Here is a 22,558-nt window from a genome sequence, read left to right as displayed (position 1 = left end):
CATGCAAGGCCCACCGGTTCCGGTGGGCCTTACGCCTGCACCGGGCAGGCTGAGCGTCTCGAAGACCGCCGTCTTCCTCCCACCTTCCCGCTGACTTTCCGCCCGTTCCTTCCCCCCACCTGCGGGTAGTCGCCCCAATGGGATTGCAATCCCAAGGCGGACCGCTCGCAGAGGAGGAACACCATGCATGCCGTCCAATACCGTGAGGTCGGCCAGCCGCCCCGCGTCGTCGACGTTGACGTGCCCACTCCCGGCCCCGGCCAGATCCTGCTGCGCGTCACCGCCGCGGGAATCTGCCACTCCGACCTCACAGTCATGCACTGGGACGCCAAAACCCTCCCCTACCAGTTGCCGCTCACCCTGGGCCACGAGGGCGCTGGCGTCGTCGAAGCCGTGGGGGAGAACGTGAACGCCGTCTCCGTCGGCGACTCGGTTGTCGTCTACGGACCGTGGGGGTGCGGCACCTGCCACGCCTGCTCGCAAGGCCGGGAGAACTACTGTCCGCGCGCCGCGCGCCTCGGCATCATGCCCCCGGGACTGGGCCGTCCCGGAGCACTAGCGGAATACCTGCTCGTCGACTCGGAGCGGCACGTGGTGCCGATCGGGGACCTCGACCCGGTGAAAACCGTCCCGCTCACGGACGCTGGACTCACCCCGTACCACGCGATCAAACGCTCCATGTCCAAGCTGGAACCGGGCAGTGTCGCGGTGGTCATCGGCGCAGGCGGGCTGGGGCACGTCGGCATCCAGCTGCTGCGCCTCATGTCCGCAGCCACCGTGGTGGCCTTGGACATCCGCGAGGAGAGCCGGGAACTGGCGTTGCGCAGCGGAGCGCACCACGCGCTGCCGTCCGACTCCAAAGCCGTGGGCCTGGTGCGGGAGCTGACCGACGGCGCAGGCGCCGACGTGGTGTTCGACTTCGTGGGGGCACAGGTCACCCTCGACCTTGCCGCGCAGATGGCAGGCTTGGACTCCCACATCAACATCATCGGTATCGGCGGTGGGTCGCTGCCGGTGTCGTTCGACTCGCTCCCCTACGGCACCAGGGTGAGCACCAGCTACTGGGGCACCCGCTCCGAGCTGATCGAACTCGTCGAACTCGCCAAACAGGGCGCGATCGACGTGCACGTGGAACGCTACGAGCTTGAGGAAGGCCCCGAGGTGTACAAGCGGATGGAGGCCGGGAAGATCCAGGGTCGCGCGGTGTTGGTGCCCGCCCAGAGGTCGTGACAATCGTTTTGGGGTGGATACCCTCCTGGAAAAGTATCCACCCCAAGGATCTTTTATTACGCAAAACATCCAACGCAGAGCTGATTGACCAGCAATAGCTCAGGAAGTCTCTCTACCGTTCGACATAGTTCCCCGTTGAACGGGGACCACCATCTACCAGGTCGGGATCTTCTTCATATTTTCCACTGCTGCCCAATTCACTCCGCACCTGACGCCAAGCACGAATGATTGGCGGTATTCGTGCCAGGACCTCATTGATCTGCGAGAGTGTCAGAGTGACACAGCCGGAGAAGGCAAGGATAGCGAGAGTCAAGCTGTCCCACTTCACGGCGCTTCCCCGTCCTCAACTGGATGAGAAAGAGTGCGGTATTCACCTTCTTCTACATCGATTCCAAACTCTACCAAAGACTCTAATATGGCATCGGGTCCACAATCGATGTCTGAGAAGTCATGCTTACCGTCGCAACCTTCGGGACATTCCATTTCCTCACAAAGCTCCGGATCAGGAGGCATGGCGTCGTTGATGATCCGATAAGCGAGAGAATTCGCCACAGCGAACCTCGTTGAGATCATTTCCAACGCGAGTTGGAACTTTTTTCTTTGCATAATCTCGTCCTCGTCCTCAACGGAGGCCGGTTGTTCGGGAGCACCGTCCTCAACCCAGGCATAAGCCGACTCCAATTCCATGAACAACCAGGCGGTCTGCGAAGCTCTGAGATCCTTCTCCGTAACGAGGTAGGCTACGGCCTCCGCTGCCCGACGCACCCGCTCAAGCTCAGCGAGATATCGTCCACGCTCTGCAGCCCACGCAGTTGCTTCCTTCCGAGCCTGCTCAGCTTTTCGGACAAGTGCGCTATCACGCAGTTGACGTGCCCGGGCGACCAGATGGGTTAGACAAGGGCGGCATGCAAACAACCCGAATCCTTCAGTCCCCCCGAGCGAGACTGGTGCGCGTCTCCCAAAAGGCTCGTTGCAGAAACAACAGTCCAGGCCAGCCACTTGTCCTGGGGTCGGGACTAGTGGTAACTCCGCACGGATCGTGGCACGGGCATAAGCAGGAATGTGCATACGCGAGCAACCCCTTGAAGCAACAAAGCTAGACGTCACCTTCCATGCTTCGGACATCTCTGGCTGCATGTCGTCATCTGATAGGAAAAGCCAGGAAGTTGACTAAAATTGACGCAATCAGACTGCTTTGTTGGCAAAAGTTGACATTTCCTGCTGCTGGAAGGAGCCCATATGCCGGCAGACGCTACTTCATTCCCTGCTTCCTTGGCACACGAAGAGCTGGTTGAGGCTCTCCAGGAACTGCATAGAGCTACTGGATTGCTGAGCTATCGGAAGATCAGTTCGCTCATCAAGGACCGAGACGATCTCCCAGACAGTGTCAGTCATGAAGGCGTCCGGACTGCTCTCAAAGGAGAACGGAAGCCGCGCTGGGAGACTGTTCGCTCAATCGTTGTCGTGATGGCCGAGCAGTGCACTCCGCCTCGAGACCCCCAGTCCGAGGTGGCACGGTTCCTTCCGCTATGGCGTGCAACACGTCAGGGCGAGGCAGGAGCTTGGAAGTCTGCTCGAGAATTCGATCTCAGCGGCTGGGGCGGCGAGGACGGAAAGTGGACCCCTGAACTAGTTGCTGGACTCATCATCAATCCCTTCAACGCTATTGAAATCCACCCTTCATTGACACTCCCACATGAGCCAATAATTTCTGAAGATGAATGGATTTATTCCGTCAAAAGAATAATTGAAGAAAATGGAGTAGAGTTCGCTCTTCGCGCACTTTCGCGCATACTTAAAGGCGACTATCCAGGAGCAGAGGAAGGAGTACCTTATGGTTACAAGAGCCCCGAGGTTGAGGAAGTATCAGCCATCCAGGCTTTCCGTTACGGATGCTCAGAAATTTTGCGGCGCCTGCGCTCTGAGCCCAACCTTCTCCAAAAATCTGTACATGCCATCAGAACTGATGAGACGATAAGCCAAGAGGAGCGAGCGGAAATACTCCAGGAAGAGTCAGATGTCACTTTGTTGCGAGAGGTGATGACTGTAACTCCCGAAACTTGGCATGAAGTCTCAGAAGAAGCACATCACCTAGTATTCAACTATCTTATTAAAAGAATTGAAACTATCGGCCCCATCAATCTACCCCCAGAGAGTCGCTTTCGAATTATTTGGCGCATCCCTGAAGAGCCCCAGACACCTTAAAATCCAAAAACATTCAGAAAATTGGGAATTAGTAGATCATGGAGCGAAGATTTTTTAATTCCCTGTTTCAAACTTTTCTTTGGGATCGCTGGCGTTGGAGTGCCGCCCCGATCAAGCACCGGGAACGAAGAACTGCGGCTTAGCATCTCGACCACTGGCTTAGCGTGTGGCCATGAGGCTTCCTCACGGAGAGGTACTACTCTCCTCAGTCGTCCAGATAAGACGCAACAACTTTCCAACAGATAGACGACATAAATCCTCATAATAGAAATAATAAAAATTACAAAAAAAGAGGCTTGTTTTTCATATCTGTTTCCCACCCCCTTACCATGGGTAAAGTTTCTACATCGTGGAGAAATGGTCTTCTCGTCCTCTGCCAAAGGAGTCCTATGCCTCGAGAAGAACAACTGTCCCTTTTCAGCCCCGATCTCGAATCGCCTCCGTTAAAGCCTCCAGGGGATCAACTGGAGCGGATGCGGGTCCTCATTACAGTCAAAGCCGCTCCCACACCGTCAGAAACCTATGGCGAGACAGTCTGCGTCGCGGGTTTGCGCCTCGACCCTGACTGTCAAGGTTGGGTCCGGTTATATCCGATCAACTTTCGGGCACTCGAATCCGAGGACCAGTTTAACAAGTACGATGTGGTGTCTCTGTTCGCGAAACCATCGAGACTCCACGACCAGCGTCCGGAAAGCTGGCGTCCTCGCTTAGATTCCCTAAAAATCGAAAAAAAGCTGAAGGGATGGAAGAAAAGAATCCCCTATATCTCCGGCTTCATCGAGGAGTCCATGTGCCGGATCTACTGGCGGTGTAAAGAGGATCCCCAGGCACGTTCCTTGGCTGCTATCCGCCCGAAACGTATCTACGGTATCGAGGTTGCCCCGCATCCTCCGTGGACCCCTGAGGAGCAGCGGAAAATTGACAAGTATGTCAACCAGCTTGCCCTCGACTCCTCTGCGCCACGAACCGCTCTCGAGGCACCACGGTTCGCAGCGTGGTACCGCTACACCTGCTGGCAGCCAGAGTGTCGAGGCCATCGTCAAAGAATCCTCGACTGGGAACTTGTCGCTTTGCAGCGCCGCTTCCGACCGGCCTCCGACCAAGAACTCACATCGATTATCAAGGAGAAGTTTTTCGAAGAGATGTGTGCACCTACCAAGGACACCGTCTTCTTCGTCGGAAACCAAGCGAAGCGACGACACACTTTTTCTGTTCTCGGCATTTACTACCCCGATCGTTAAAATAGATTCTTATTTGCCGATTACTATCACTTCATCAGGCAGTAGCGAGCTTTCCGATACGATCACGGACTTCCCGGATCGTTACATAGCGGTGGCAGCGCTCTTCACAGGCCTCGAAGCACATCAGAGCAACTGTTCTTGTCATGGCCTGCTCTGCAATCCACTCGATCCACTGCTTTGCTTCATTGTTTTGCATAAGCTTTGAATATGTGGATCGTGCTTCCTCTAGCTCGCGCGGATCTCCAGAGAATCCTGGTCGATTCCACTTCGGATTCCCGAGACAGGAAGCGTGCTTGTACTCGATTCCGACAGCCTTGAGATTCTCACTTAACCTCGTTTTGCTAAGTCCAGGCTTTCGTGATATCGGAGTCTTTCTAATATCAACAAGAAGAGACACTTGGTCTTTTTTCAGTTTTTCTATAAATTGAAAGACATCGAGCCCTTCATAGCCCACTCCAACAACACCACAAGCATCAAACAGAGGAGTATCCGACATTGCCACCTCTCTTGCCAATAACTCCTTAACCCAAGGATATCAGCAATCGAACAACAAAGACACAACTATCCTCAAACTATTTAAAACCAAAGAAGAGAAAGTTTTCCACATGATGTGGAAAACTCTAGCAGTCGAACCACAGTCAATTCCCACCCCATCACTCCCTCTAAAACTGTAACGACAAATTTTAAAGCCCCCAACCAAGACTTTCTCAAACACCATTTCCTCCACCGTATAATTCAAGCTTCCAAACCAAACTGTACCCACAAACAGAAACAGTCATATTTCGACAGAAAAATGAGTTAATTTCCACTGTTCATTCGACCGTCAGATCTCGAACCAGGTTTCTTGGCCGTGCCATCCTTTGCGACTTCCCCAGCGGTCGGCGAGAGCGTCAACGATGAAGAGCCCTCGGCCGTGTTCGTCGTCGGTTTCGGGTTTGGTTACGTGAGGGGTTTGTTGGCGGTTTCCGCTGTCGTGGACGGTGATGCGGACTATTTCGGTACAGGTGTGTTCGACGGTGACGAAAAAGCCGTCGCCGTGTTGGCCGGAGCGGGTGTGTTCGATGGCGTTGGTGGCCAGTTCGCTGGTGAGCAGAATTGCGTCGTCTTGGCGGGGTGGCTGGGGAGTTCCTCGGCGATGAAGCGACGGACTTGGCTGATGGACCCGGGGCGGCCGGGGAACCAGCGGGCGCGGGCCGACTGTGTCGGATGGAGGGGGTGGGCAGCGTGCAGGCTCATCGCGGTGTGACCTCTCGTGAGACAGCCCATAGCCGATATGAACTGCGCTACTAGTATTTAAAGTACGGCTAGAGTACAATAAGTAAATGTTGTTTGGAATGTGTTTGCCACACGATGAGTACGGACAGCGAAACGCATAGAGTCAGCTAAGGGAGTCGCCGTGTTCGGTCTGGTGGTTAAGTTCGTCCTGAAAGACCAAGCCAGCGCGCAGGGGTTTGATGCGCTTGTGGCCGAGACGTTGCCCAAGATCCGCCAGAGCGAGCCGGGGACCCTGGTCTATGCAGTGCACGAGGTGGACGGTGAGCCGTTGCAGCGGGTCTTCTACGAGCTGTACGCTGACCGGACGGCTTTCGAGACCCACGAAGAGCAGCCGCACGTGATGCGCTTTCTTGAAGAACGCGGCCAGTACCTGGAGTCTTTCACCGTGGACTTCCTGAACCTGCAGGATGCCAAAGGTGTGGCACGGTGAGTACGGAGTATCAGAAAGCGCTGGGCCGCAAGATCGCCCATTACCGGCGCAGACGGGGCCTGTCGCAACGGGAGTTCGCTGCTCTCATCAACCGTTCTGAAGCCTGGGTTTCTCAGGTGGAACGCGGGGTGCGCAAGGTCGACCGGATGTCGGTGCTGGCAGCCGTGGCTGAGGTGTTGGACGTACCGGTTGCGGAACTGGCCGCTGAGGCACCTATCGTCGCGGCCACAGCCAAAGAAACCCCAGACAGTACCCGGCTGCGCCTGGTGCTGAGTGCCGCGCACGCCCTGAATGCGCTCCTCGCTCAAAAGCAACCAGCTGATCTTGCAGAGTTGCGGCCTCGTGTAGAGCAGGCGTGGCAGCTCACCCATAAGGGTCACTACCTGGAGTTGACAGACCTGCTGGAATCCTTGGTGCCTCAACTGGAGACAGCGGCACGATCCGTCGACGACGAGCAGCGCACCGAATGTTTCCGGTTGCTGGCCTCGGTCTACCAGGCGTGTTCGTCGGCGCTCAGCAAGCTGGGCGACTTTGCGGCGGCCTGGGTTGCTGCTGAGCGGGCAATCGTCGCGGCAGAGCGGGCTGATGATCCGCTGTTGATGGCGGCGGGCGAGTTCCGGTTGTGTGTGACCTTTCAGGGGGCCAAACACTTCCACCAGGTCGACACAGTAGCGCGCACCTCAATAGAGGCGCTGTCCTCTCTGGCTTCCAACGACCGTCCAGAGGTGCTATCACTCATGGGAGCGCTGACTCTGCAACGGGCCATTGCCGCCGCCCGCAGCAACGACGCAACCGCCGCATACACACACCTCATCTCAGCACGATCCCTAGCTCAACAACTCGGCGCAGACCGCAACGACTTCCACACCGAGTTCGGCCCAACCAACGTGAGCCTGCATGAAGTATCGGTCGCAGTGGACCTAGGCGATGCCGGAATAGCGCTGCGAGCAGCAGCAACAGTCGATGCTTCAGACCTATCCGCAGAACGGCGAGGACGGTTCCTCATCGACGTCGCACGCGCCCACCTTCAGCGACGCAACCTCGACAAAGCCATCCATACGCTGCACCAAGCAGAATCAATCACACCCGAACAAGTCCACAGCCATCCCCTAGCCCGTCAAGCAATCGGAGACCTCCTCACCATCCAAGACCCCGCCAGCCCAGCACTCCAAGAACTGGCCCGCAGAGCAGGCATGCTTTAGATACTCACAACTCAAAACACCAGGCAGTCACACAAGCACCGGTCAGGGTGTGGCTACCGCCGCACCCCTCCCGCATGCGCGGGGAGCACCCTATACGGGTTTCGCCCCCGCGCCCCCTGCGTGGTCCATCCCCGCATGCGCGGGGAGCACACTTAACGACCTGCGACTTTACCGGCCCAAGGCGCCAGTTTCATTCACTTCTTGGAGAAGTGTAGATCGTTGATGGTGGCACTTCGAGCCGAGCTTCTCTGTTTGGGGATCCCTCCGGGTTCCGGCAGCACCACTACGCCGCTTTGACCTGAGCGTCACCGCCAACCCATGAAGGTTTCCTGTTGTTTTCCGCATCACGCTGGGCCATGGAGGCGCTGAACGGGCGGCGACGGTTGGCGGCTCCGTCATCGTCCTTCAAGCAAGGGCGTTGGATCTTCCGGTCCCGTCAGACCCCGAGGAATGCAGACGAGGCCGGCTTCCGAAGCCTGGCCAGAGACCCCTCCTCAGCACAGAGGACAAGAAAAGGCCCTCCCTGGACCGGGGAGGGCCTTCCGTACTGCGAGCCGCCTGTGGGAATCGAACCCACGACCTACGCATTACGAGTGCGTCGCTCTGGCCGACTGAGCTAAGGCGGCCTTCACAGAGGCTCTGTAAGTCTAGCGCGTTCCTGGGCAGGACCGAAATCGAATCCGGACGGGTCAGCACGCCACCCGTGCGGGCAGGTCGCTGGTGTCGGGGAAGCGGTCCAGGTAGGTGGAGAACGCGAAGTCCAGGAAACGCGCTCCATCATCCAGGGTACTCGCTAGGCCGAAGGAGACGCGGATCGCTCCGGCCGTGGGCATGCCCATGGCAGCGAGCACCTCGTCGACTGTGGCGGGAAACTGCAGTCCGGGCAGTCGCAGGTTTTCCCGGCGGAGCCGGAAAGCCGCCTCCCCTGCCCCGGGGTTGCAGAAGCATCCGGTCCGCAGCGAGATGGTGGCGCGTGCCGCGTCACGGGCCACCACCCGTTCGTCGACGACGCGCCCCGCCGGGTCGAGGAAGTTGAACGCGATCGTGCCGCCGCGCGCGTCCGTGGTGGTGGGCCCGTAGATGCGGACGAGCGGCGTGCCCGTGGCGTGGCGGGCGCGGACCAGCTGGTCGAGCAGCCAGCCGGTGAGGCACTGCACCCGGGTGTGCACGGTGTCGATGCCGATCGCGGACAGCCAGCGCAGTCCCACTTCCACATCCGGAATGGACAGGTAGTTGACGGTGCCGTCTTCGAAGGCTGCGGCGCCGTCCAGCGGGTGGAACCAGTCGCCTTGCACGCTGACCGCTTGGATGGTGCCTCCGGAGAACCACGGCCGCTGCAGTCGGGCAAGGGCTTCACGGCGTGCGATGAGACAGCCCAGGCCGGTCGGATACCCGAAGAGCTTGTACCAGCTCACAGGCATGAAGTCGGGGTGGATTTCTGCGAGGTCGATCCGGTTGGCGGGCGCGTAGGCGGCCGCGTCCAGCAGCACGTCGAAGCCGTAGCGGTGGGCGATGTCGATCCATTCCAGCGGGTGTTGCACGCCGGAGAAGTTGCTCTGCGCCGGGTAGGCGAATAGTCCGGCCCGCCCGCCGTTGTCCTCCCGGTTCCGGAGGGGCGGGGGTGGGGGGCGGTCGAGCGCGGTGTGAATCTCGTGTTCTTCTGCGCGCAGTTCGGGAGGTGTGACGTCGATCGTGTCGATCTGTGCTCCTCTGCGGCGCGCGAATTCGCGGATGCCGTTCACGGAGTTGTGGTTGTCGGCGAGCTGCACGAACCGGGTTCCGGGTTGGAACGGGTACGCCTCGCCGACGAGACGGCAGGCCCCGGTGGCGTTGGGGGTGAAGATGGCCGTGTACTCGTCGGGGGAGGCGTTGAAGAACCGCAGTACCGCGTCACGGGCCTGTTCCACGAGTTCGGTTGAGGCGGCGGAGGTGGGGTTGGCGGAGTGGGGGTTGCCGAAGCAGTTGGCCCGTACCCGGTCAGCATGGGCTTGGATCTGGGTTTCGGCGGGGAGTCCGCCCCCCGTGTAGTCCAGGTAGAGGTGGTTTTTGGCGTCGAGGTACCGGTATTCGGTGGCGCGCAGGTGGTCGAGTATCGCCGTGTCGGCGTACTCGGGGTAGGTGTCGAGGAACGTGCTCTGCTGGGGGATGGGGGACTGCGGGGTCGGATGCGTCCCTGTGGCGTTCGGAGCCGCGCGGTCCTTCGTCCGTTTCATGCTGCCCTCCGCGTCATGCCTGTCCTTGTGAGGGCCATTCCCGCGGTTGCGCCCCGCTTCCCACCATCCTCGCGTATTTTGAGGAGCTTTTACCTGGTTCAGGGTAGTTTGCCGGGTTTATCGGTTTGTCTGGGTTCCCAGGGCGCAGACAGTCCCGTCTTCCGGCACGTCCCCCTCCACCAGGTAGGCGTCGACTTCCGCGTCCACGCACGCGTCGAACCCGTAGGCGGTGTGGCCGTCCCCGTCCCAGGTGAGCAGCACCCCCGACTCCAGAGCCTCAGCCATTTCCTCCGCCCACGCGTACGGGGTCGCGGAGTCCCGGGTGGTGCCGACGACGAGGATGGGCGGCGCGCCATCGCCGTCGATCTCCGGCACCGCGTCCTCCTGGGCTTCTTCCGGCCAGTACGCGCACGTCAACGAGCCCCACACGAGGGACGGCCCGAACAGGGGCGACGTTGTTTTCACGGTGCGCGCAGCCTCCTCGTAGGCGGCGAGGTCCCGCGGTCCGGGCCGGTCCGCGCAGTTCACCGCGATCAGCGCGGCCAGGGAGTTCTCGTACGTGGTGCGGTTGTCCCGGCGGTACAGCATGTCGCCGAGTTCGAGAAGCGTCGTGCCGTCGCCGTCGTTGATCGCTTCAGCGAGCCCGGCGCGGACCCGCGGCCACAGCGACTCGCTGTACAAGGCGGCGAGCACCCCCAGTTCCACGCGGGTCTGGTTGATCTCCCGGTCGTCAATCCGGTTGCGCAACGGCTCGGCTGCGGCCTGCTCCATGAGTGCAGCGATCCGCGCCACCCCTTCTTCCACGGTGGGGTTCTCCCCGTCGGCGAGCGGGCAGTCGGACCAGGTCAGGCAGTCGTCAACGAAAGCGTGCAGGGCCGTGGTGAAGCCTTCCGCTTGTTCGACGCTGAGCTCCAACTGGTCGCCGTGCGGGGCGACCGCGCCATCCAGGACGAGGGCGCGCACCTTGTCGCCGAAGAGTTCGGCGTAGTGGGCGCCGATGAACGTGCCGTAGGACTTGCCGAGGTAGGTGAGCTTGTCGTCGCCGAGCACTTCCCGCAGCACGTCCAGGTCACGGGCCACGTTGGCGGTGCCCACGTGGTGGATGAGCTCCCCGGAACGTTCCAGGCACGCCGCAACGAAGTCGCGGTTCACCTGGGCGAACTCGTCCAGTCGGGTGTCGGCGGGGTCCTCGCTGTCCAGGATGGGCGCGGGGAAGCCGATGAACTCGTCCAGTCCCGCGCTGTCCATGCAGTAGATGGGGGTGCTCTGGCTGACGCCCCGCGGGTCGAAGCCGACGATGTCGAACCGTTCCCGCACCTGCTCGCTGAACAGGGAGGGGGCGGCGCTGACATAGTCGAGTCCGGAGCCGCCCGGCCCACCCGGGTTGACCACCAGGGATCCGATTTTGTCCCCGGAGGCGGGGAGGCGTTTCACCGCGATCGTCACCTGCCGTCCGGACGGGTCGTCGTAGTCCATGGGGACTGTGATCGTGCCGCATTCGAAGCCCCGGCCGCAGTCCTCCCAGGCGATCTCCTGGTCGTAGAAGGCGGCCAGCGGGTCCGCTGTCTCCGACGCGGCAAGGGGGTTGACGTTAGCGCATCCGGTCGCGAGCAGCGCCACCACCAGTGACGCGCCGATCCAGCCCTGTGTTCCCACTCGTTTCTGTTCTCCGTGCCAGGCCCTCGTAGGCGTTGTCGTATGCCTGCCTCGCCGCGCAGACGTCCGCTCGGTCGCACGAGAAGCGCCGCCCCGGGGACTCGTGCTCCTGGTCCGGCTCGTGCTCGTAGCGCAGGCAGCACATCAGCTTGCCGCACGCGCCCGAGATCCGCAGGGGATTAGCGGGCAGGTTGTGTGCTTTGGCCATGCGCATCGTCACCGGTTCGAAGCGGGTGAGGAAGGTGGCGCAGCACAGTTCGCGGCCGCACGGGCCGATACCGCCGTGCCGGCGAGCTTCGTCGCGTGCGGAGAGCCGGATGAACCGCACCCGCGCTTTGAGGGTCTGGGCCAGCTCCCGTTGCAGGGCCCGGTAGTCCACCCGGGTGCGCGACGTGTAGTAGATGGTGACGGCGTCGCTGTCGGCGACGTGGTCGGCGCCGACGACCACCAGGTCCACGCCGCGGGTGCGGGCTAGGCGCCGCGCAGTACGGCGTGCTTCAGCGCGTCGGCGGCGGGCCTGTTCGGCGCGGGCCAGGTCTGCGTCAGTGGCCAGGCCCAGGCAGACGGGGAGGCCGTGGATGTCTTCGTTGACCCACTGCGGTGCCCACACACATTCGGCGACCTCGGGTCCGCCTTCGGCGGGGACGAGCACTTTGTCGCCGACGCGGGGACTGGTCTGCCCCGGGTCGAGGTAGTGGAGCCGTCCGTACCGTTCGAAGGCCACCGCCATGATCATGGGCATGGTGATCAGCCTAAGCGGCGTCCTGCGGCCAGCACCAGTGTCGTGCAGGGCTCAGCCCAGATACAGGGCGGCGGTCATCGCTTCCATGGCGATCTGCGGGTGGACGTTGGCGTTGATGCGGCGGCGGCATTCCATGATCGCGTCGATGCGGCGCAGGGTGGCTTCCGGGGTGCTGGAGCGTGCCACGCGACGCAGGTCGGCGTCGCGGTCCGCGGTGGAGAGTTCCACGGACGCACCGAGTTGGATGGCGAGCACGTCCCGGTAGAAGGCGACCAGGTCCATGAGGAACGTGTCGTAGGCGTCCCGTTTGATGCGGGTAGCGCGGCGTTTCTGCCGTTCCTCGAGTTCTTTGAGGGCTCCGGCTGCGCCGCGCACTGCTTTGGCCACGCCTTTGCCGGTGGCGCCTTCCCCGAAAGCAGCTTTGAGGTCTGCTTTCTCCTGTTCGTCGAGGGCCGCGGTGCTTTCCTTCGCGTCGGCTTCCGCGATCTCGTACAGGCGGGCGGCGGCGTGCACGCACGCGCCGAGGCTGTCGAGCCGGGCGGGGATGGTGAGGACTTCTTCCCGCCGGGCGCGGGCGGTTTCGTCGGTGGCGAGTTGGCGGGCGCGTTCCAAGTGTCCGGCAGCGGCGCGGGCCGCGGCGACTGCGCGGTCCCGGTCGATCCCGTCCCGGGTGACGAGGGCGTCGATGATCGCTTCCGTGCTGGGGGTGCGCAGGTTCACGAGGCGGCAGCGGGAGCGGATCGTGACGAGCAGGTCGTGGGCGGTGGGCGTGCACAGCAGCCACACGGTGCGCGGGGCGGGTTCTTCGATTGCTTTGAGCAGGGCGTTGGAGGCGGCTTCGGTGGCGCGGTCGGCGTCTTCGAACAGCACGACCCGGAAGCGGCCCCCCGTGGGGCTGGAGGCGGCGCGCACCACGAGTTCCCGGGTCTGCTCCACGCCGAAGCTGAGCCCGCTGGGGCGCACGTAGAGGACGTCGGGGTGGGTTCCGGCAAGCACTTGGTGGCAGGAGGCGCATTCGCCGCAGCCGCCGTGGGTGCATTGGAGGGCGGCGGCGAATGCGCGGGCTGCCTGGGCTCGCCCTGCCCCGGGCGGGCCGGTGAACAGCCACGCGTGGGTCATGCCCGTGCCGTCACCGCCGGAGAGCAGGTTGTCGGCTGCGCGCACGGCGGCGCGCAGCCGTTGGACTACCGTGTCCTGGCCCACCAGGGTGTCGAAGACGCTCATCACCGGCCAGCATAGGGGGACCCGACGACAGTCGGGGCGGTCTGGGTGCTTCGGGCGGGTGCCTGAGGCTCGGTCACTCCTTGATGATCGGGATCATGCCGGTGATCTCTTCGGCGTCGTGGGGGACCGGGTCGGGCAGGATGCGCCGCAGGTGCCTACGGATCGCCTTGGTGATCTCTTCCTGCGGTTCCCGGGCGTCGAGCACGAGGTAGCGGTCGGGGGCGCGGTCGGCGAGTTCCAGGAAGCAGCGGCGGACCCGCTCGTGGAATTCGAGGTTTTCTGACTCGAGCCGGTCGGCGGGACGGTCGGCGTGCCGCCGCAGTCCTTCTTCGGCGGGAATGTCGAGCAGGATCGTCAGGTCCGGCACGAGCCGCCCGGTGGCCCAGTTGTTGATTGTGGCGACGTCGTCGGGGTCCAGTTCCCGTCCCGCCCCCTGGTAGGCGAGCGTGGAGTCCACGTAGCGGTCGCTGATGACGATCGCGCCGCGTTCCAGTGCGGGCCGGATCACTTTGTCGACGTGTTCGGCACGGTCGGCCGCGTACAGCAGTGCTTCGGTGCGTGCCGCCATGCCCTCGTTGGCTTTGTCGAGCAGCATGGTGCGCAGCCGCATCCCGAGTTTGGTGGCGCCCGGTTCGCGGGTGGTGAGCACGTCGAAGCCTTCGTCCCGCAGCCACACGGCGATCTCGCGGACTTGGGTGGACTTGCCGGAGCCTTCGCCGCCTTCCAGGACAACGAACAGGCCGCCGGGCTTGTCGGGGGCGCCTTCTTCTTCGGCTGCGCCGCCCAGCAGGGTTTTGAGTTCAGCCCACAGCGTCTTGTCGTGGCCTTCGTTCATCTGCCAGTAGGCCACGAGGGAGACGAGGATGAGGAGGACCGCGGCGATCAGCAGCATGCCGGCGGAGCCGTGGAACTCGTAGCTGAGCTGCCCGGCTTTGAGAGTGGCAGACCCCATGGTGGCGGCGATCAGCGGGGACACCGCGACCGAACCCATGAGTACGACGCGGGCCATGGCGTGCAGGAACGCGAAGGTGCGGCCGCGGATCTCGTCTTCGACTTCTTGTCCGAGCAGGGTCAGGCCGATCACCCAGGCGATGCCCGCGCCCACGCCGACGCCCGTGGTGAGCACTGCAGCCAGGACCATGTCGGGGATCAGGCCGGCCAGCAGCAGCGCAATCCCGGAGCCCAGCAGGGACAGGCCGAACAGTCGGCGGCGGCTGAAGTCGCGGAGCACGCGGGGTCCGGCGAACATACCGAGCGCCATGCCGGTGAAGACCGCGCCGAACAGGACACCGAACCCGGCGTTGCCGGCGCCGAGGTGGGTGACGTAGATGCGGGCGACCCCGATGACTGCGCCGCCTGCGGCGAACGCGCCGAGCATGCCCAAGAGCAGGCCGCGCACCAGGCGGGTGGTTCCCGCATACCGGAGGCCGTCCCAGATGGCGCGGAACATGGAGGTTCGGGTCACCTTGTCCGAACTGTGGGTGGTGGGGATGGGCAGTCGGGCGATGACGACTGCGGCGACGAAGAAGGTGACGCCGTTGATGTAGAGGGCGATGTCGGCTTCGGGGGTTTGCAGGACCGGGAAGAGGCCGCCGAGCACCGTGCTGAGGGAGGCCAGCAGCGCGAACAGTCCGGCAGCGACGGGGGCGGAACCGTAGGTGGTGAGCAGGCTGAGCTGGTTGGCCTGTTCCAAGCGGTGCCGGGGCACCAGGTTGGGCACGGTGGCGTCCTTGGCGGGCGACCAGAACAGGGCCACGCATTCGGCGAGGAAGTTGGCGATGAGCAGCCAGTCCAGGCGGCCCACGATGGGGATCGAAATGTAGAGCAGGCCGCGGATAACGTCGCCCACGACCATGGTGAGGCGGCGGTCGAGCCGGTCGGCGAGGACTCCCGCGATCGGGCTGAGCACCACCGAGGGGAGCACTTTGAGGACGACGACTCCGCTCACCGCGAAGTATTGGATGACTGCTTCCTCGCCCTCGGTGAGGATCGCGGCCAAAGACATGAGTGCCAGGAGGCTCAGCCAGTCACCGAGGCTGGACAGGGATAGCGCAATCCACAGCCGCCGGAATGGCGGAATCGCGAGAACGGTGCGCGCCTCGCTGGGTGTCCCTAGGGGTGCGGGTCTGCTCATGGCGACCAGCGTAGCGACGGGTGCGAATCATGCAACGCTTACGGAATGCCCATTATTGGCATTTCTGGACATCTTCTCCCGGGGCCTCAGGATGAAAAGGACGTTCGTCCTGATCAGGAAGGGGAGGACCCGGGAAGGTCCTCCCCCTGGAATGCCTGTCACGCTTTTTTCGCGGTGCTTTTCGTGGTCTTCCGCGTGGTGGTGCGGGACGTGGTCTTCTTCGCGGGCGCTTTAGCCCGCCGCTCCGCCAGCAGTTCCGCGGCGCGCTCCGGGGTCAGCGACTCCACGTCGTCCCCCTTGCGCAAGGAGGCGTTGCTCTCCCCGTCGGTGACGTAGGGGCCGAACCGACCTTCTTTGATCACCATGGGCTTGCCGGTGACGGGGTCCGGGCCGAGTTCCCGCAGCGGCGGCGCCGCGGCCCGGGTGCGCCGCTTCTTCGGCTGGGCGAAAAGCTCCTTGGCTTCTTCGATCGTGACCGTGAACAGTTGCTCTTCGGTTTCCAGGGAGCGGCTTTCGCTGCCTTTCTTCAAGTAGGGGCCGAACCGGCCGTTCTGCGCGGTCACCTGCTCCCCGTCGATCTCCCCGACGACGCGGGGCAGGGAGAGCAGCTTCAACGCGTCCTCGAGGGTGATCGTCTCCAACGACATGGACTTCAGCAGGGACGCGGTGCGCGGCTTGGGGGCAGCGGTCTTCTTCCGCCCCTTCGGCTTCGCCTCCTCGGCCTCAGCTTCGGTCTCTTCGATGACCTCGGTGACATAGGGGCCGAACCGGCCGTTCTTCGCCACAATGGTGCGCCCCGTCTCCGGGTCCTTGCCGAGTTCCCGGTCCCCGTTGGGCTGGGCAAACAGTTCTTCGGCCCGCTCCTTGGTGAGCTCGTCCGGGGCGAGGTCGTCGGGTACGTTCACCCGCTGGCCGTTGCGTTCCAGGTAGGGGCCGTAGCGGCCGACCCGCAGCACGATGTCGCTGTCCGGCAGCGGGAACGAGCTGATCTCCTTGGGGTCGATGTCCCCCAGGTGCTCGTTGACGAGTTCTTTGAGGCCGATCTGTCCGTCAGCGCCGAAGTAGAACCGGCGCAGCCACGGCACCCGTTCCGCTTCCCCGCGGGCAATCGCGTCGAGCACGTCTTCCATGCGCGCGGTGAAGTCGTAGTCGACCAGGTGGCTGAAGTGCCGCTCCAGCAACTGGACCACGGCGAACGCCAGGAAGGACGGCACAAGCGCGGAGCCCTTCTTGAACACGTAGCCGCGTTCCAGGATGGTGCCGATGATGGTGGCGTAGGTGGAGGGGCGGCCGATTTCGCGCTCTTCCAGTTCTTTGACTAGGGACGCCTCGGTGTAGCGGGCGGGCGGCCGGGTGCTGTGTCCTTCCGCGTCGACGCTTTGGGCGTGCAGCGGGTCTCCTTCGGTGAGCGGTGGCAGCCGCCGTTCCCGGTCGTCGAGTTCGGCCTGCGGGTCGTCGGTGCCTTCCACGTAGGCTTTGAGGAAGCCGTGGAAGGTGATGATCTTCCCGGTGGCGGAGAATTCGACCTGTTCGCCAGCGGTGGAGGTCCCTGCGACGCGGACGCTCACCGATTCGCCGACCGCATCCTTCATCTGGGAGGCGATCGTGCGTTTCCAGATGAGTTCGTAGAGGCGGAGCTCCACCCCGCTCAGCCCGGTCTCCGCGGGGGTGCGGAAAGTGTCGCCGGCCGGGCGGATCGCCTCGTGGGCTTCCTGGGCGTTTTTGACTTTGCTGGTGTAGGTGCGGGGCTTGTCCGGCAGGTAGTTGTCGCCGTACAGGCGGGCGACTTGGGCGCGGGCCGCGGCGATAGCGCTCTCCGACAGGGTGGTGCTGTCGGTGCGCATGTAGGTGATGTAGCCGTTCTCGTACAGCCGCTGCGCCACCTGCATGGTCTGCTTGGCGGACAGGCCCAGCTTGCGGGAGGCCTCCTGCTGCAGGGTGGTGGTGCGGAACGGCGCGTACGGCGACCGCCGGTAGGGTTTCCGCTCCACGGAACGCACCGTGTACTGGGCTCCGGCCAGGCGTTCCGCGAGTCCGCGCGCCGTCTCCTCGTCCAAGTGCCGCACCCCCTTGGGGGAGCGCAGCACGCCTTGGGAGGTGAAGTCGCGGCCTTGGGCGACCCGGTCGCCGTCCACGGTGGCCAGGGTGGCCGGGAAGGTCGTGGGGTCGGCCCCGTCTGTCCCGGTGAGGACAGCGAAGACAGCTTTGAGGCCCCAGTATTCGGCCGGGGTGAACGCGATCCGTTCGCGTTCCCGTTCAACCACGAGACGGGTCGCCACGGACTGCACTCGCCCTGCCGACAGGCTGGGCATGACCTTCTTCCACAGCACCGGGGAGACCTCGTAGCCGTAGAGCCGGTCGAGGATGCGGCGGGTCTCCTGGGCGTCGACCAGGCGCAGGTTGAGGTCGCGGGTGTGTTGGGCCGCGTGGCGGATGGCTTCCTTGGTGATCTCGTTGAACACCATGCGCTTGACCGGGATCGTGGGTTTGAGTTCCTCGCGCAGGTGCCAGGCGATCGCTTCGCCTTCGCGGTCCTCGTCGGTGGCCAGGTACAGTTCGTCAGCTTCGGCCAGCAGTTCTTTGAGCCTCTTGACTTGGGCTTTCTTGTCGGCGTTGACCACGTAGAGAGGCTCAAAGTCGCGGTCGACGTTCACTCCGAGGCGCGCCCACGGCTCGTCCTTGTAGCGTGCCGGGATCTCCGCGGCCTTGTTTGGCAGATCCCGGATGTGGCCGATGCTGGACTCCACGATGTAGCCGGGGCCGAGGTAGCCCGCGATCGTCTTCGCCTTGGCGGGCGACTCGACGATGACGAGTTTGTTTCCTCCGCCCCGTGCGGTGTCCTTCACGCCGTCTCCGGCACTGCCCTTCTTGGGTGGCACGTCTTCCCCTACGTCTCGCCTCGCGTTCGCGCGTCCACTCCGCAACGCGCGGGTCGGTTGCCCAAACTTTGACGGTAACCGACGCCGCTTGGTGCCTTTCGCACATCCGGACCGACGTGATGGGCCCGCGGTCCGGGTATCTCCCACTATGGGAGAGACACTGTCCCTCAGTTCGTCCGGGTAACGCTCTGGCGCAACACCCGTCAGCAGTCGCAGAATAAACGCAATGCTTGAGTACGAATACCAGGAACTCCGCTTTCCACGCGGCACTTCGCGGAGCGCGGCCCGTCAGGCCCTCACTGATCACGCCGAATACGGACGGTGGGAGCTGGCCCGAGTACGTGTGTACATGGACGGCAGCCGCCGTGTCACCTTACGGCGCCGGATCATCCGACAACCCAGACTAGTGTGATTTCAGACACAAACATAGCGAGGCATGTCCGTGTCCTTTGAACGGCGCGGAGGAAATGCCCTCGTCGCAGGACAGACTGGAGAAGTCTGGCCTGCAGACCACGGCGCGGGTGCGGGGTCTCCGCCGTCGACGGTCCGCTGCCGTCACCGGAACAGGTTCGGCCGGTCTGCGCGGCCAAGACCGTACCCGACGTAGATCGCGACCCCACCGAGCAGGATCGTGGCGACCCCCGCGGTGAGCAGCGGGGAGTCCTGAGATCCGACCGTGGTCAGCGCATACGAGGCGACTTCGGGGGCTGCAGGGCGGTCAAGCGGTTCCGGCAGTCGGGGGATTTCTGCGAGACGCAGCGGAGGGATCTCCTCAGGCTCCGGGCTCGCGGCATGCCAGGTGTCGTTGTTGCGGGGAATGTTCGCTTCGAGGACGGGGGCGATTCCGGGCTCCGCAGCGGACACCGGTTCTGCCTCGGCCTCGCGGGAGGGGGCTTCCACCGGTTCCGGTGTCTCCTCGGTTTCCTGGGGCGGCGTGATGGCGTGGACTTCGACGATCTGCGGCAGGTTTGCTAGCGGGCAGTGCGCTTCGGCTCGGCACCGGTCCGGGGCCGCGTCTGCTTCGGCGGGTGCGGGCTGTTCTGCAGCGGGGGCGGCTGGCGTGGTTGCGGTCGCGCACACTGTGGAGCGCTGCACGAGCGTGAGAGAGGTGTCGCAGACGTTGAGCGTGGTGTCGATCAGGGGGGTCCACTTTCCGTTGAGGAGCGCGTCGTGGTCGTCTCCGACCGTGTCGGCATACGCTGCCGGGCTGGCCGCGACAAAGCCCGCGGCGATGAGGGCGGCGAGCGTGGTGTTCCGCACGGGTGCGTGCATGCGTGTTCTCCCTCTGGACAAGTCTCTGGTGTCTACGGACGCGGCGGTGCGGGTTATGTGAGGGTTGGGGAGCCGTCGGCGGGTGTGCGCCGGTCGGGTTGGGCCGCGTTCCGACTGGCCGGGTGGGAAGTACCTCGACGTCGTTGTCGCCTCGATAGGGGAGCTGTCCCGTGGACCGGGAAGTGCCGGGGCGGCTTCTGGGGTGCCGCGGCGGGGGTTTGCGTCGCCCGGTCCGGGTGCCGATGCCGCCACCATCGGCCGACGCTGTGCGGGCTTCCCGGGAGTGTGCGGCTGCCCCGCACTGGTGGGAAGCCACCGCGGAACAGGGTGGCACCGCCACCCCGCAGCGGGGCAGCGGTAGTCGTGGGGGCCACGGCCAGCGCAGCCTTCGCTTTCCACTCGGTGGGGAAGGCAGATCGGGCGGGGTCCGCCCCGAATCTGACGCCCAACCCGTCGCGGGCCGGGATGTGAGCGGAAGCGGGAGGGGCAGCACCGCAGACCGGACGGCCAGCGGCGTCCTGTCGCTCGCGTTCCGAGCACACCATGGACCAACCCCTCAGTGACTCCGGCTGAGCAGGACTAATCCCACGACTGTCGCGGAGATTCAGCTCTCCGAAACGCAAAGCAACGGTAGCACCGAGTAAGCAGTCCGTCTCGATGTGAAACCAGGCGTGTCTAGGGTGAACCGTCCCGAAACCACCCCGAAGCGGTCCCGGGACGGCAAGGCGTTGCTCAGGCCAGGTCGAAGAAACGGTCGAGGACCCGTACCCCGAACTGCAGGGCGTCGACGGGGACCCGTTCGTCTACCCCGTGGAACATGCCCGCGAAGTCCAATCCCGGGGGCAGCCGCAGCGGCACAAACCCGAAGTTGCGGATACCGAGCCGCATGAACGCCTTGGCGTCGGTGCCGCCGGACATGCAGTACGGCACGGCCTTGGCTCCTGCGTCTTCGGCCTGCAGCGCCTGGGTCATGGCGGTGACGATGCCGCCGGTGAACTCGGTCTGCACGGCAGGCAGGTACTGGATGAATTCGCGGGTGACCTTGGGGCCGAGCAGTCGGTCGATCTCCGCGAAGAACTCCTTTTCCAACCCGGGGAGGAAACGCCCGTCCACTTGTGCGGTGGCCGTTCCGGGGATGACGTTGGCCTTGTAGCCTCCGGCCAGAACGGTGGGGTTCACCGAGTTGCGCAGGGTCGCGCCCACCATGCTCGCGGCCGGGCCCAGCTGGGCCACGGTGGCTTCCACGTCGTCTTCGCGGAACTCGATACCGAACTCGGCGCACACTTCTTCGAGGAAGGTGCGTACTGCCGGGGTGAGCCGGACCGGGAACTTGTGCTGGCCCAGCCGGGCCACGGCGGCAGCGAGTTCGGTGATCGCGTTGTCGTTGTTCACCATCGACCCGTGCCCTGCCGTGCCCCGCGCGGTCAGCCGCATCCACGCGAGGCCTTTTTCTGCGGTTTCGATCAGGTACAGCCGCCGGTTCTCGTTGACGGTGATACTGAACCCGCCGACTTCGCTGATCGCCTCGGTGCAGTCGGCGAACAGGTCGGGATGCTTTTCCACCAGCCAGTGGGCGCCGTGGGTCCCTCCGGCTTCCTCGTCGGCGAGGAAGGCGAGCACGATGTCCCGCGGAGGGCGGCGTCCTTCCCGCATCCGCTGCCGGACTACTGCGAGCACCATCGCGTCCATGTCTTTCATGTCGATGGCGCCCCGGCCCCACACGCATCCGTCGGCGACCTCCCCGGAGAAGGGGTGGTGGGTCCAGTCGGCGGGGTCCGCGGGAACCACGTCGAGGTGTCCTTGCACAAGGAGCGGCGGCCGGGACGGATCAGTTCCTTCGATCCGCGCCACCACGCTGCTGCGCTTGGGGTGGGATTCGTAGATCGTTGCTTCCAGGCCGACTTCGTCGAGTTTGGCGGCCACGTATTCGGCGGCTTCGCGTTCCCCCGGCCCGGAGTGGTCCCCGTAGTTGGAGGTATCGATCGCGATGAGCTCTCGGCACAGGTCGACGACCTCGGTTTCGGCCGTGCTCATCCCTTCCCTGTCCGTCATGGGTCGCACACCATCCTTTGTTGCGTTGATTCCTGCCCCCATGGTCCCGGTTCTGAGCAGTCCTGTGCTGCTTCTCGACGGATGAGGTCTCCGTTGTCGGCTAAGCTGCCGATCCGAGGCAGGGTTTATTGGCGTACGGGCCACCCCAGAGTTTTGATATGGTTGTCTTTGTCAGGCGGTGGTCCGCCAAGGAGCACCCCAGGTCCGGGTGGCGGAATAGGTAGACGCGCTAGCTTGAGGTGCTAGTGCCCGTTATAGGGCATGGGGGTTCAAGTCCCCCCTCGGACACGGACCTGAATCGACAAAGTCCTGGTTGCTGGCAGCAGCGGCCAGGACTTTTCGTTGTGTGGGCAGTCAGGCCAACGCTGGGCCGGGTTCGGCGTAGGCTTCCGCGGTGCAGGGGGCTGTGCCTGGAAGCGGCGAGTGCGTCTCTGTTCCAAGATTGCTTCGGACCTTGGCAGATACCGGGCTGGCGTTCCTGTTCGCCGCGGTGTGATTTTCCTCGACTGGTTCCAGAGCTCTCGGCGGTTGGTGGCCTGGGAAAGCCGGCAGCGGGGCCAACCGGGCGTTGTCCGGCGCTGCGGCGATAGCCCCCGGCAGAGGTGTCTCCGCCTGGCCATCTGCCGGGTAGTGATCCCTGCTTGTCCTGGCGCAAGGCCGGGTGATCCCAGAGGACTTGCCTCTGCGGGAGAGTGTGCGGCTTCTGCCCCGCGTCAGGGTTCCTGCAGGCCAGAAACGAACAGCCGCACTCGTGCGCTGTGTGGGGGTACAGCGCACGGGTGCGGCTTTGCGGTATGGGTGGT

17 protein-coding genes and 2 tRNA genes are annotated in these 22,558 nt (G+C 63.7%); 7 read left to right on the top strand and 12 right to left on the bottom strand.

What is annotated here, in order from left to right; all coding sequences use genetic code 11:
- Positions 1–183 precede the first annotated feature (183 nt).
- Positions 184–1,230: an NAD(P)-dependent alcohol dehydrogenase gene (locus TF1_RS14025; protein ID WP_011293194.1), complete on the top strand. Its 1,047-nt coding sequence runs from the start codon at positions 184–186 to the stop codon at positions 1,228–1,230.
- Positions 1,231–1,554: 324 nt separating this feature from the next.
- On the opposite strand, the gene TF1_RS14020 is transcribed toward TF1_RS14025, so the two are convergent.
- A complete protein-coding gene (locus TF1_RS14020) occupies positions 1,555–1,995 on the bottom strand; it encodes a hypothetical protein (RefSeq protein ID WP_016189296.1) in 441 nt (146 codons plus the stop codon).
- Positions 1,996–2,469: 474 nt separating this feature from the next.
- On the opposite strand from TF1_RS14020, the gene TF1_RS15990 reads away from it, so the two are divergent.
- Both TF1_RS15990 and TF1_RS15985 read left to right on the top strand, forming a co-directional pair.
- Positions 2,470–3,435 (top strand): hypothetical protein, encoded by a 966-nt coding sequence (locus TF1_RS15990; RefSeq protein WP_011293196.1) that lies wholly within the window; start codon positions 2,470–2,472, stop codon positions 3,433–3,435.
- Between the two features lie 389 nt (positions 3,436–3,824).
- Positions 3,825–4,676: a hypothetical protein gene (locus TF1_RS15985; RefSeq protein ID WP_169803327.1), complete on the top strand. Its 852-nt coding sequence runs from the start codon at positions 3,825–3,827 to the stop codon at positions 4,674–4,676.
- Positions 4,677–4,710: 34 nt separating this feature from the next.
- Here the strand turns inward: TF1_RS15985 and TF1_RS15980 are convergent, their stop codons facing one another.
- The gene (locus TF1_RS15980; RefSeq protein WP_255266190.1) at positions 4,711–5,172 is read right to left on the bottom strand and encodes a DUF488 domain-containing protein; all 462 of its coding nucleotides are present in this window, start codon (positions 5,170–5,172) and stop codon (positions 4,711–4,713) included.
- Positions 5,173–5,499: 327 nt separating this feature from the next.
- Positions 5,500–5,991, bottom strand: coding sequence for an ATP-binding protein (locus TF1_RS15975; protein WP_255266189.1), 492 nt, complete (start codon positions 5,989–5,991; stop codon positions 5,500–5,502).
- Positions 5,992–6,072: 81 nt separating this feature from the next.
- Between TF1_RS15975 and TF1_RS14010 the strand changes: the two genes are divergently transcribed.
- Together TF1_RS14010 and TF1_RS14005 are read left to right on the top strand one after the other, a co-directional pair.
- The gene (locus TF1_RS14010; protein WP_011293200.1) at positions 6,073–6,381 is read left to right on the top strand and encodes a putative quinol monooxygenase; all 309 of its coding nucleotides are present in this window, start codon (positions 6,073–6,075) and stop codon (positions 6,379–6,381) included.
- The gene (locus TF1_RS14005; RefSeq protein WP_061783969.1) at positions 6,378–7,583 is read left to right on the top strand and encodes a helix-turn-helix domain-containing protein; all 1,206 of its coding nucleotides are present in this window, start codon (positions 6,378–6,380) and stop codon (positions 7,581–7,583) included. The genes TF1_RS14010 and TF1_RS14005 overlap by 4 nt, the downstream gene beginning before the upstream one ends.
- A gap of 552 nt (positions 7,584–8,135) precedes the next feature.
- Here the strand turns inward: TF1_RS14005 and TF1_RS14000 are convergent.
- The 7 genes from TF1_RS14000 to topA all read right to left on the bottom strand — a co-directional run bounded on the left by TF1_RS14000 (position 8,136) and on the right by topA (position 18,431).
- Positions 8,136–8,209, bottom strand: a tRNA-Thr gene (locus TF1_RS14000).
- A gap of 63 nt (positions 8,210–8,272) precedes the next feature.
- Positions 8,273–9,796, bottom strand: coding sequence for an aminotransferase class V-fold PLP-dependent enzyme (locus tag TF1_RS13995; RefSeq protein ID WP_011293202.1), 1,524 nt, complete (start codon positions 9,794–9,796; stop codon positions 8,273–8,275).
- Between the two features lie 117 nt (positions 9,797–9,913).
- The gene (locus tag TF1_RS13990; protein ID WP_016189298.1) at positions 9,914–11,452 is read right to left on the bottom strand and encodes an alpha/beta hydrolase; all 1,539 of its coding nucleotides are present in this window, start codon (positions 11,450–11,452) and stop codon (positions 9,914–9,916) included.
- Positions 11,388–12,194: a PSP1 domain-containing protein gene (locus TF1_RS13985; protein WP_011293204.1), complete on the bottom strand. Its 807-nt coding sequence runs from the start codon at positions 12,192–12,194 to the stop codon at positions 11,388–11,390. The genes TF1_RS13990 and TF1_RS13985 overlap by 65 nt, the downstream gene beginning before the upstream one ends.
- Positions 12,195–12,245: 51 nt before the next feature.
- The gene (locus tag TF1_RS13980; RefSeq protein ID WP_011293205.1) at positions 12,246–13,418 is read right to left on the bottom strand and encodes a DNA polymerase III subunit delta'; all 1,173 of its coding nucleotides are present in this window, start codon (positions 13,416–13,418) and stop codon (positions 12,246–12,248) included.
- 73 nt (positions 13,419–13,491) lie between these two features.
- Positions 13,492–15,552 carry a dTMP kinase gene (tmk, locus tag TF1_RS13975; RefSeq protein WP_038044175.1) on the bottom strand — a complete coding sequence of 687 codons (2,061 nt, stop codon included), beginning with the start codon at positions 15,550–15,552 and terminating at the stop codon, positions 13,492–13,494.
- Between the two features lie 158 nt (positions 15,553–15,710).
- A complete protein-coding gene (gene topA / locus TF1_RS13970; RefSeq protein ID WP_011293207.1) occupies positions 15,711–18,431 on the bottom strand; it encodes a type I DNA topoisomerase in 2,721 nt (906 codons plus the stop codon).
- A 226-nt stretch (positions 18,432–18,657) separates the two neighbouring features.
- On the opposite strand from topA, the gene TF1_RS16560 reads away from it, so the two are divergent.
- Complete coding sequence (locus tag TF1_RS16560; protein WP_011293208.1) at positions 18,658–18,843, top strand: DUF5703 family protein; 186 nt, start codon at positions 18,658–18,660, stop codon at positions 18,841–18,843.
- A 143-nt stretch (positions 18,844–18,986) separates the two neighbouring features.
- On the opposite strand, the gene TF1_RS13965 is transcribed toward TF1_RS16560, so the two are convergent.
- Together TF1_RS13965 and TF1_RS13960 are read right to left on the bottom strand one after the other, a co-directional pair.
- Positions 18,987–19,703 carry a hypothetical protein gene (locus tag TF1_RS13965; RefSeq protein ID WP_016189301.1) on the bottom strand — a complete coding sequence of 239 codons (717 nt, stop codon included), beginning with the start codon at positions 19,701–19,703 and terminating at the stop codon, positions 18,987–18,989.
- Between the two features lie 732 nt (positions 19,704–20,435).
- A complete protein-coding gene (locus TF1_RS13960; protein ID WP_011293210.1) occupies positions 20,436–21,737 on the bottom strand; it encodes a M20/M25/M40 family metallo-hydrolase in 1,302 nt (433 codons plus the stop codon).
- 220 nt (positions 21,738–21,957) lie between these two features.
- On the opposite strand from TF1_RS13960, the gene TF1_RS13955 reads away from it, so the two are divergent.
- Positions 21,958–22,043: transfer RNA gene (locus TF1_RS13955), tRNA-Leu, on the top strand.
- The last annotated feature ends 515 nt before the right edge of the window (positions 22,044–22,558 follow it).

Origin of the sequence: Thermobifida fusca NBRC 14071 = JCM 3263 (genome assembly GCF_001592045.1) — a bacterium.
Taxonomy (GTDB): Bacteria; Actinomycetota; Actinomycetes; order Streptosporangiales; family Streptosporangiaceae; genus Thermobifida; species Thermobifida fusca.
The sequence above is the reverse complement of the archived record's forward strand: the minus strand, read 5'-3'. Positions and strand labels throughout refer to the sequence as shown.

What these genes read in the sequence shown, in the direction of transcription:
- TF1_RS13980 (WP_011293205.1), bottom strand. Translation starts at nt 13,418, where the DNA reads ATGAGCGTCTTCGACACCCTGGTGGGCCAGGACACGGTAGTCCAACGG.
- TF1_RS13985 (WP_011293204.1), bottom strand. Translation starts at nt 12,194, where the DNA reads ATGCCCATGATCATGGCGGTGGCCTTCGAACGGTACGGACGGCTCCAC.
- TF1_RS13995 (WP_011293202.1), bottom strand. Translation starts at nt 9,796, where the DNA reads ATGAAACGGACGAAGGACCGCGCGGCTCCGAACGCCACAGGGACGCAT.
- TF1_RS14025 (WP_011293194.1), top strand. Translation starts at nt 184, where the DNA reads ATGCATGCCGTCCAATACCGTGAGGTCGGCCAGCCGCCCCGCGTCGTC.
- TF1_RS15990 (WP_011293196.1), top strand. Translation starts at nt 2,470, where the DNA reads ATGCCGGCAGACGCTACTTCATTCCCTGCTTCCTTGGCACACGAAGAG.
- TF1_RS13965 (WP_016189301.1), bottom strand. Translation starts at nt 19,703, where the DNA reads ATGCACGCACCCGTGCGGAACACCACGCTCGCCGCCCTCATCGCCGCG.
- TF1_RS16560 (WP_011293208.1), top strand. Translation starts at nt 18,658, where the DNA reads ATGCTTGAGTACGAATACCAGGAACTCCGCTTTCCACGCGGCACTTCG.
- TF1_RS13960 (WP_011293210.1), bottom strand. Translation starts at nt 21,737, where the DNA reads ATGAGCACGGCCGAAACCGAGGTCGTCGACCTGTGCCGAGAGCTCATC.
- TF1_RS15985 (WP_169803327.1), top strand. Translation starts at nt 3,825, where the DNA reads ATGCCTCGAGAAGAACAACTGTCCCTTTTCAGCCCCGATCTCGAATCG.
- TF1_RS15980 (WP_255266190.1), bottom strand. Translation starts at nt 5,172, where the DNA reads ATGTCGGATACTCCTCTGTTTGATGCTTGTGGTGTTGTTGGAGTGGGC.
- tmk (WP_038044175.1), bottom strand. Translation starts at nt 15,552, where the DNA reads ATGAGCAGACCCGCACCCCTAGGGACACCCAGCGAGGCGCGCACCGTT.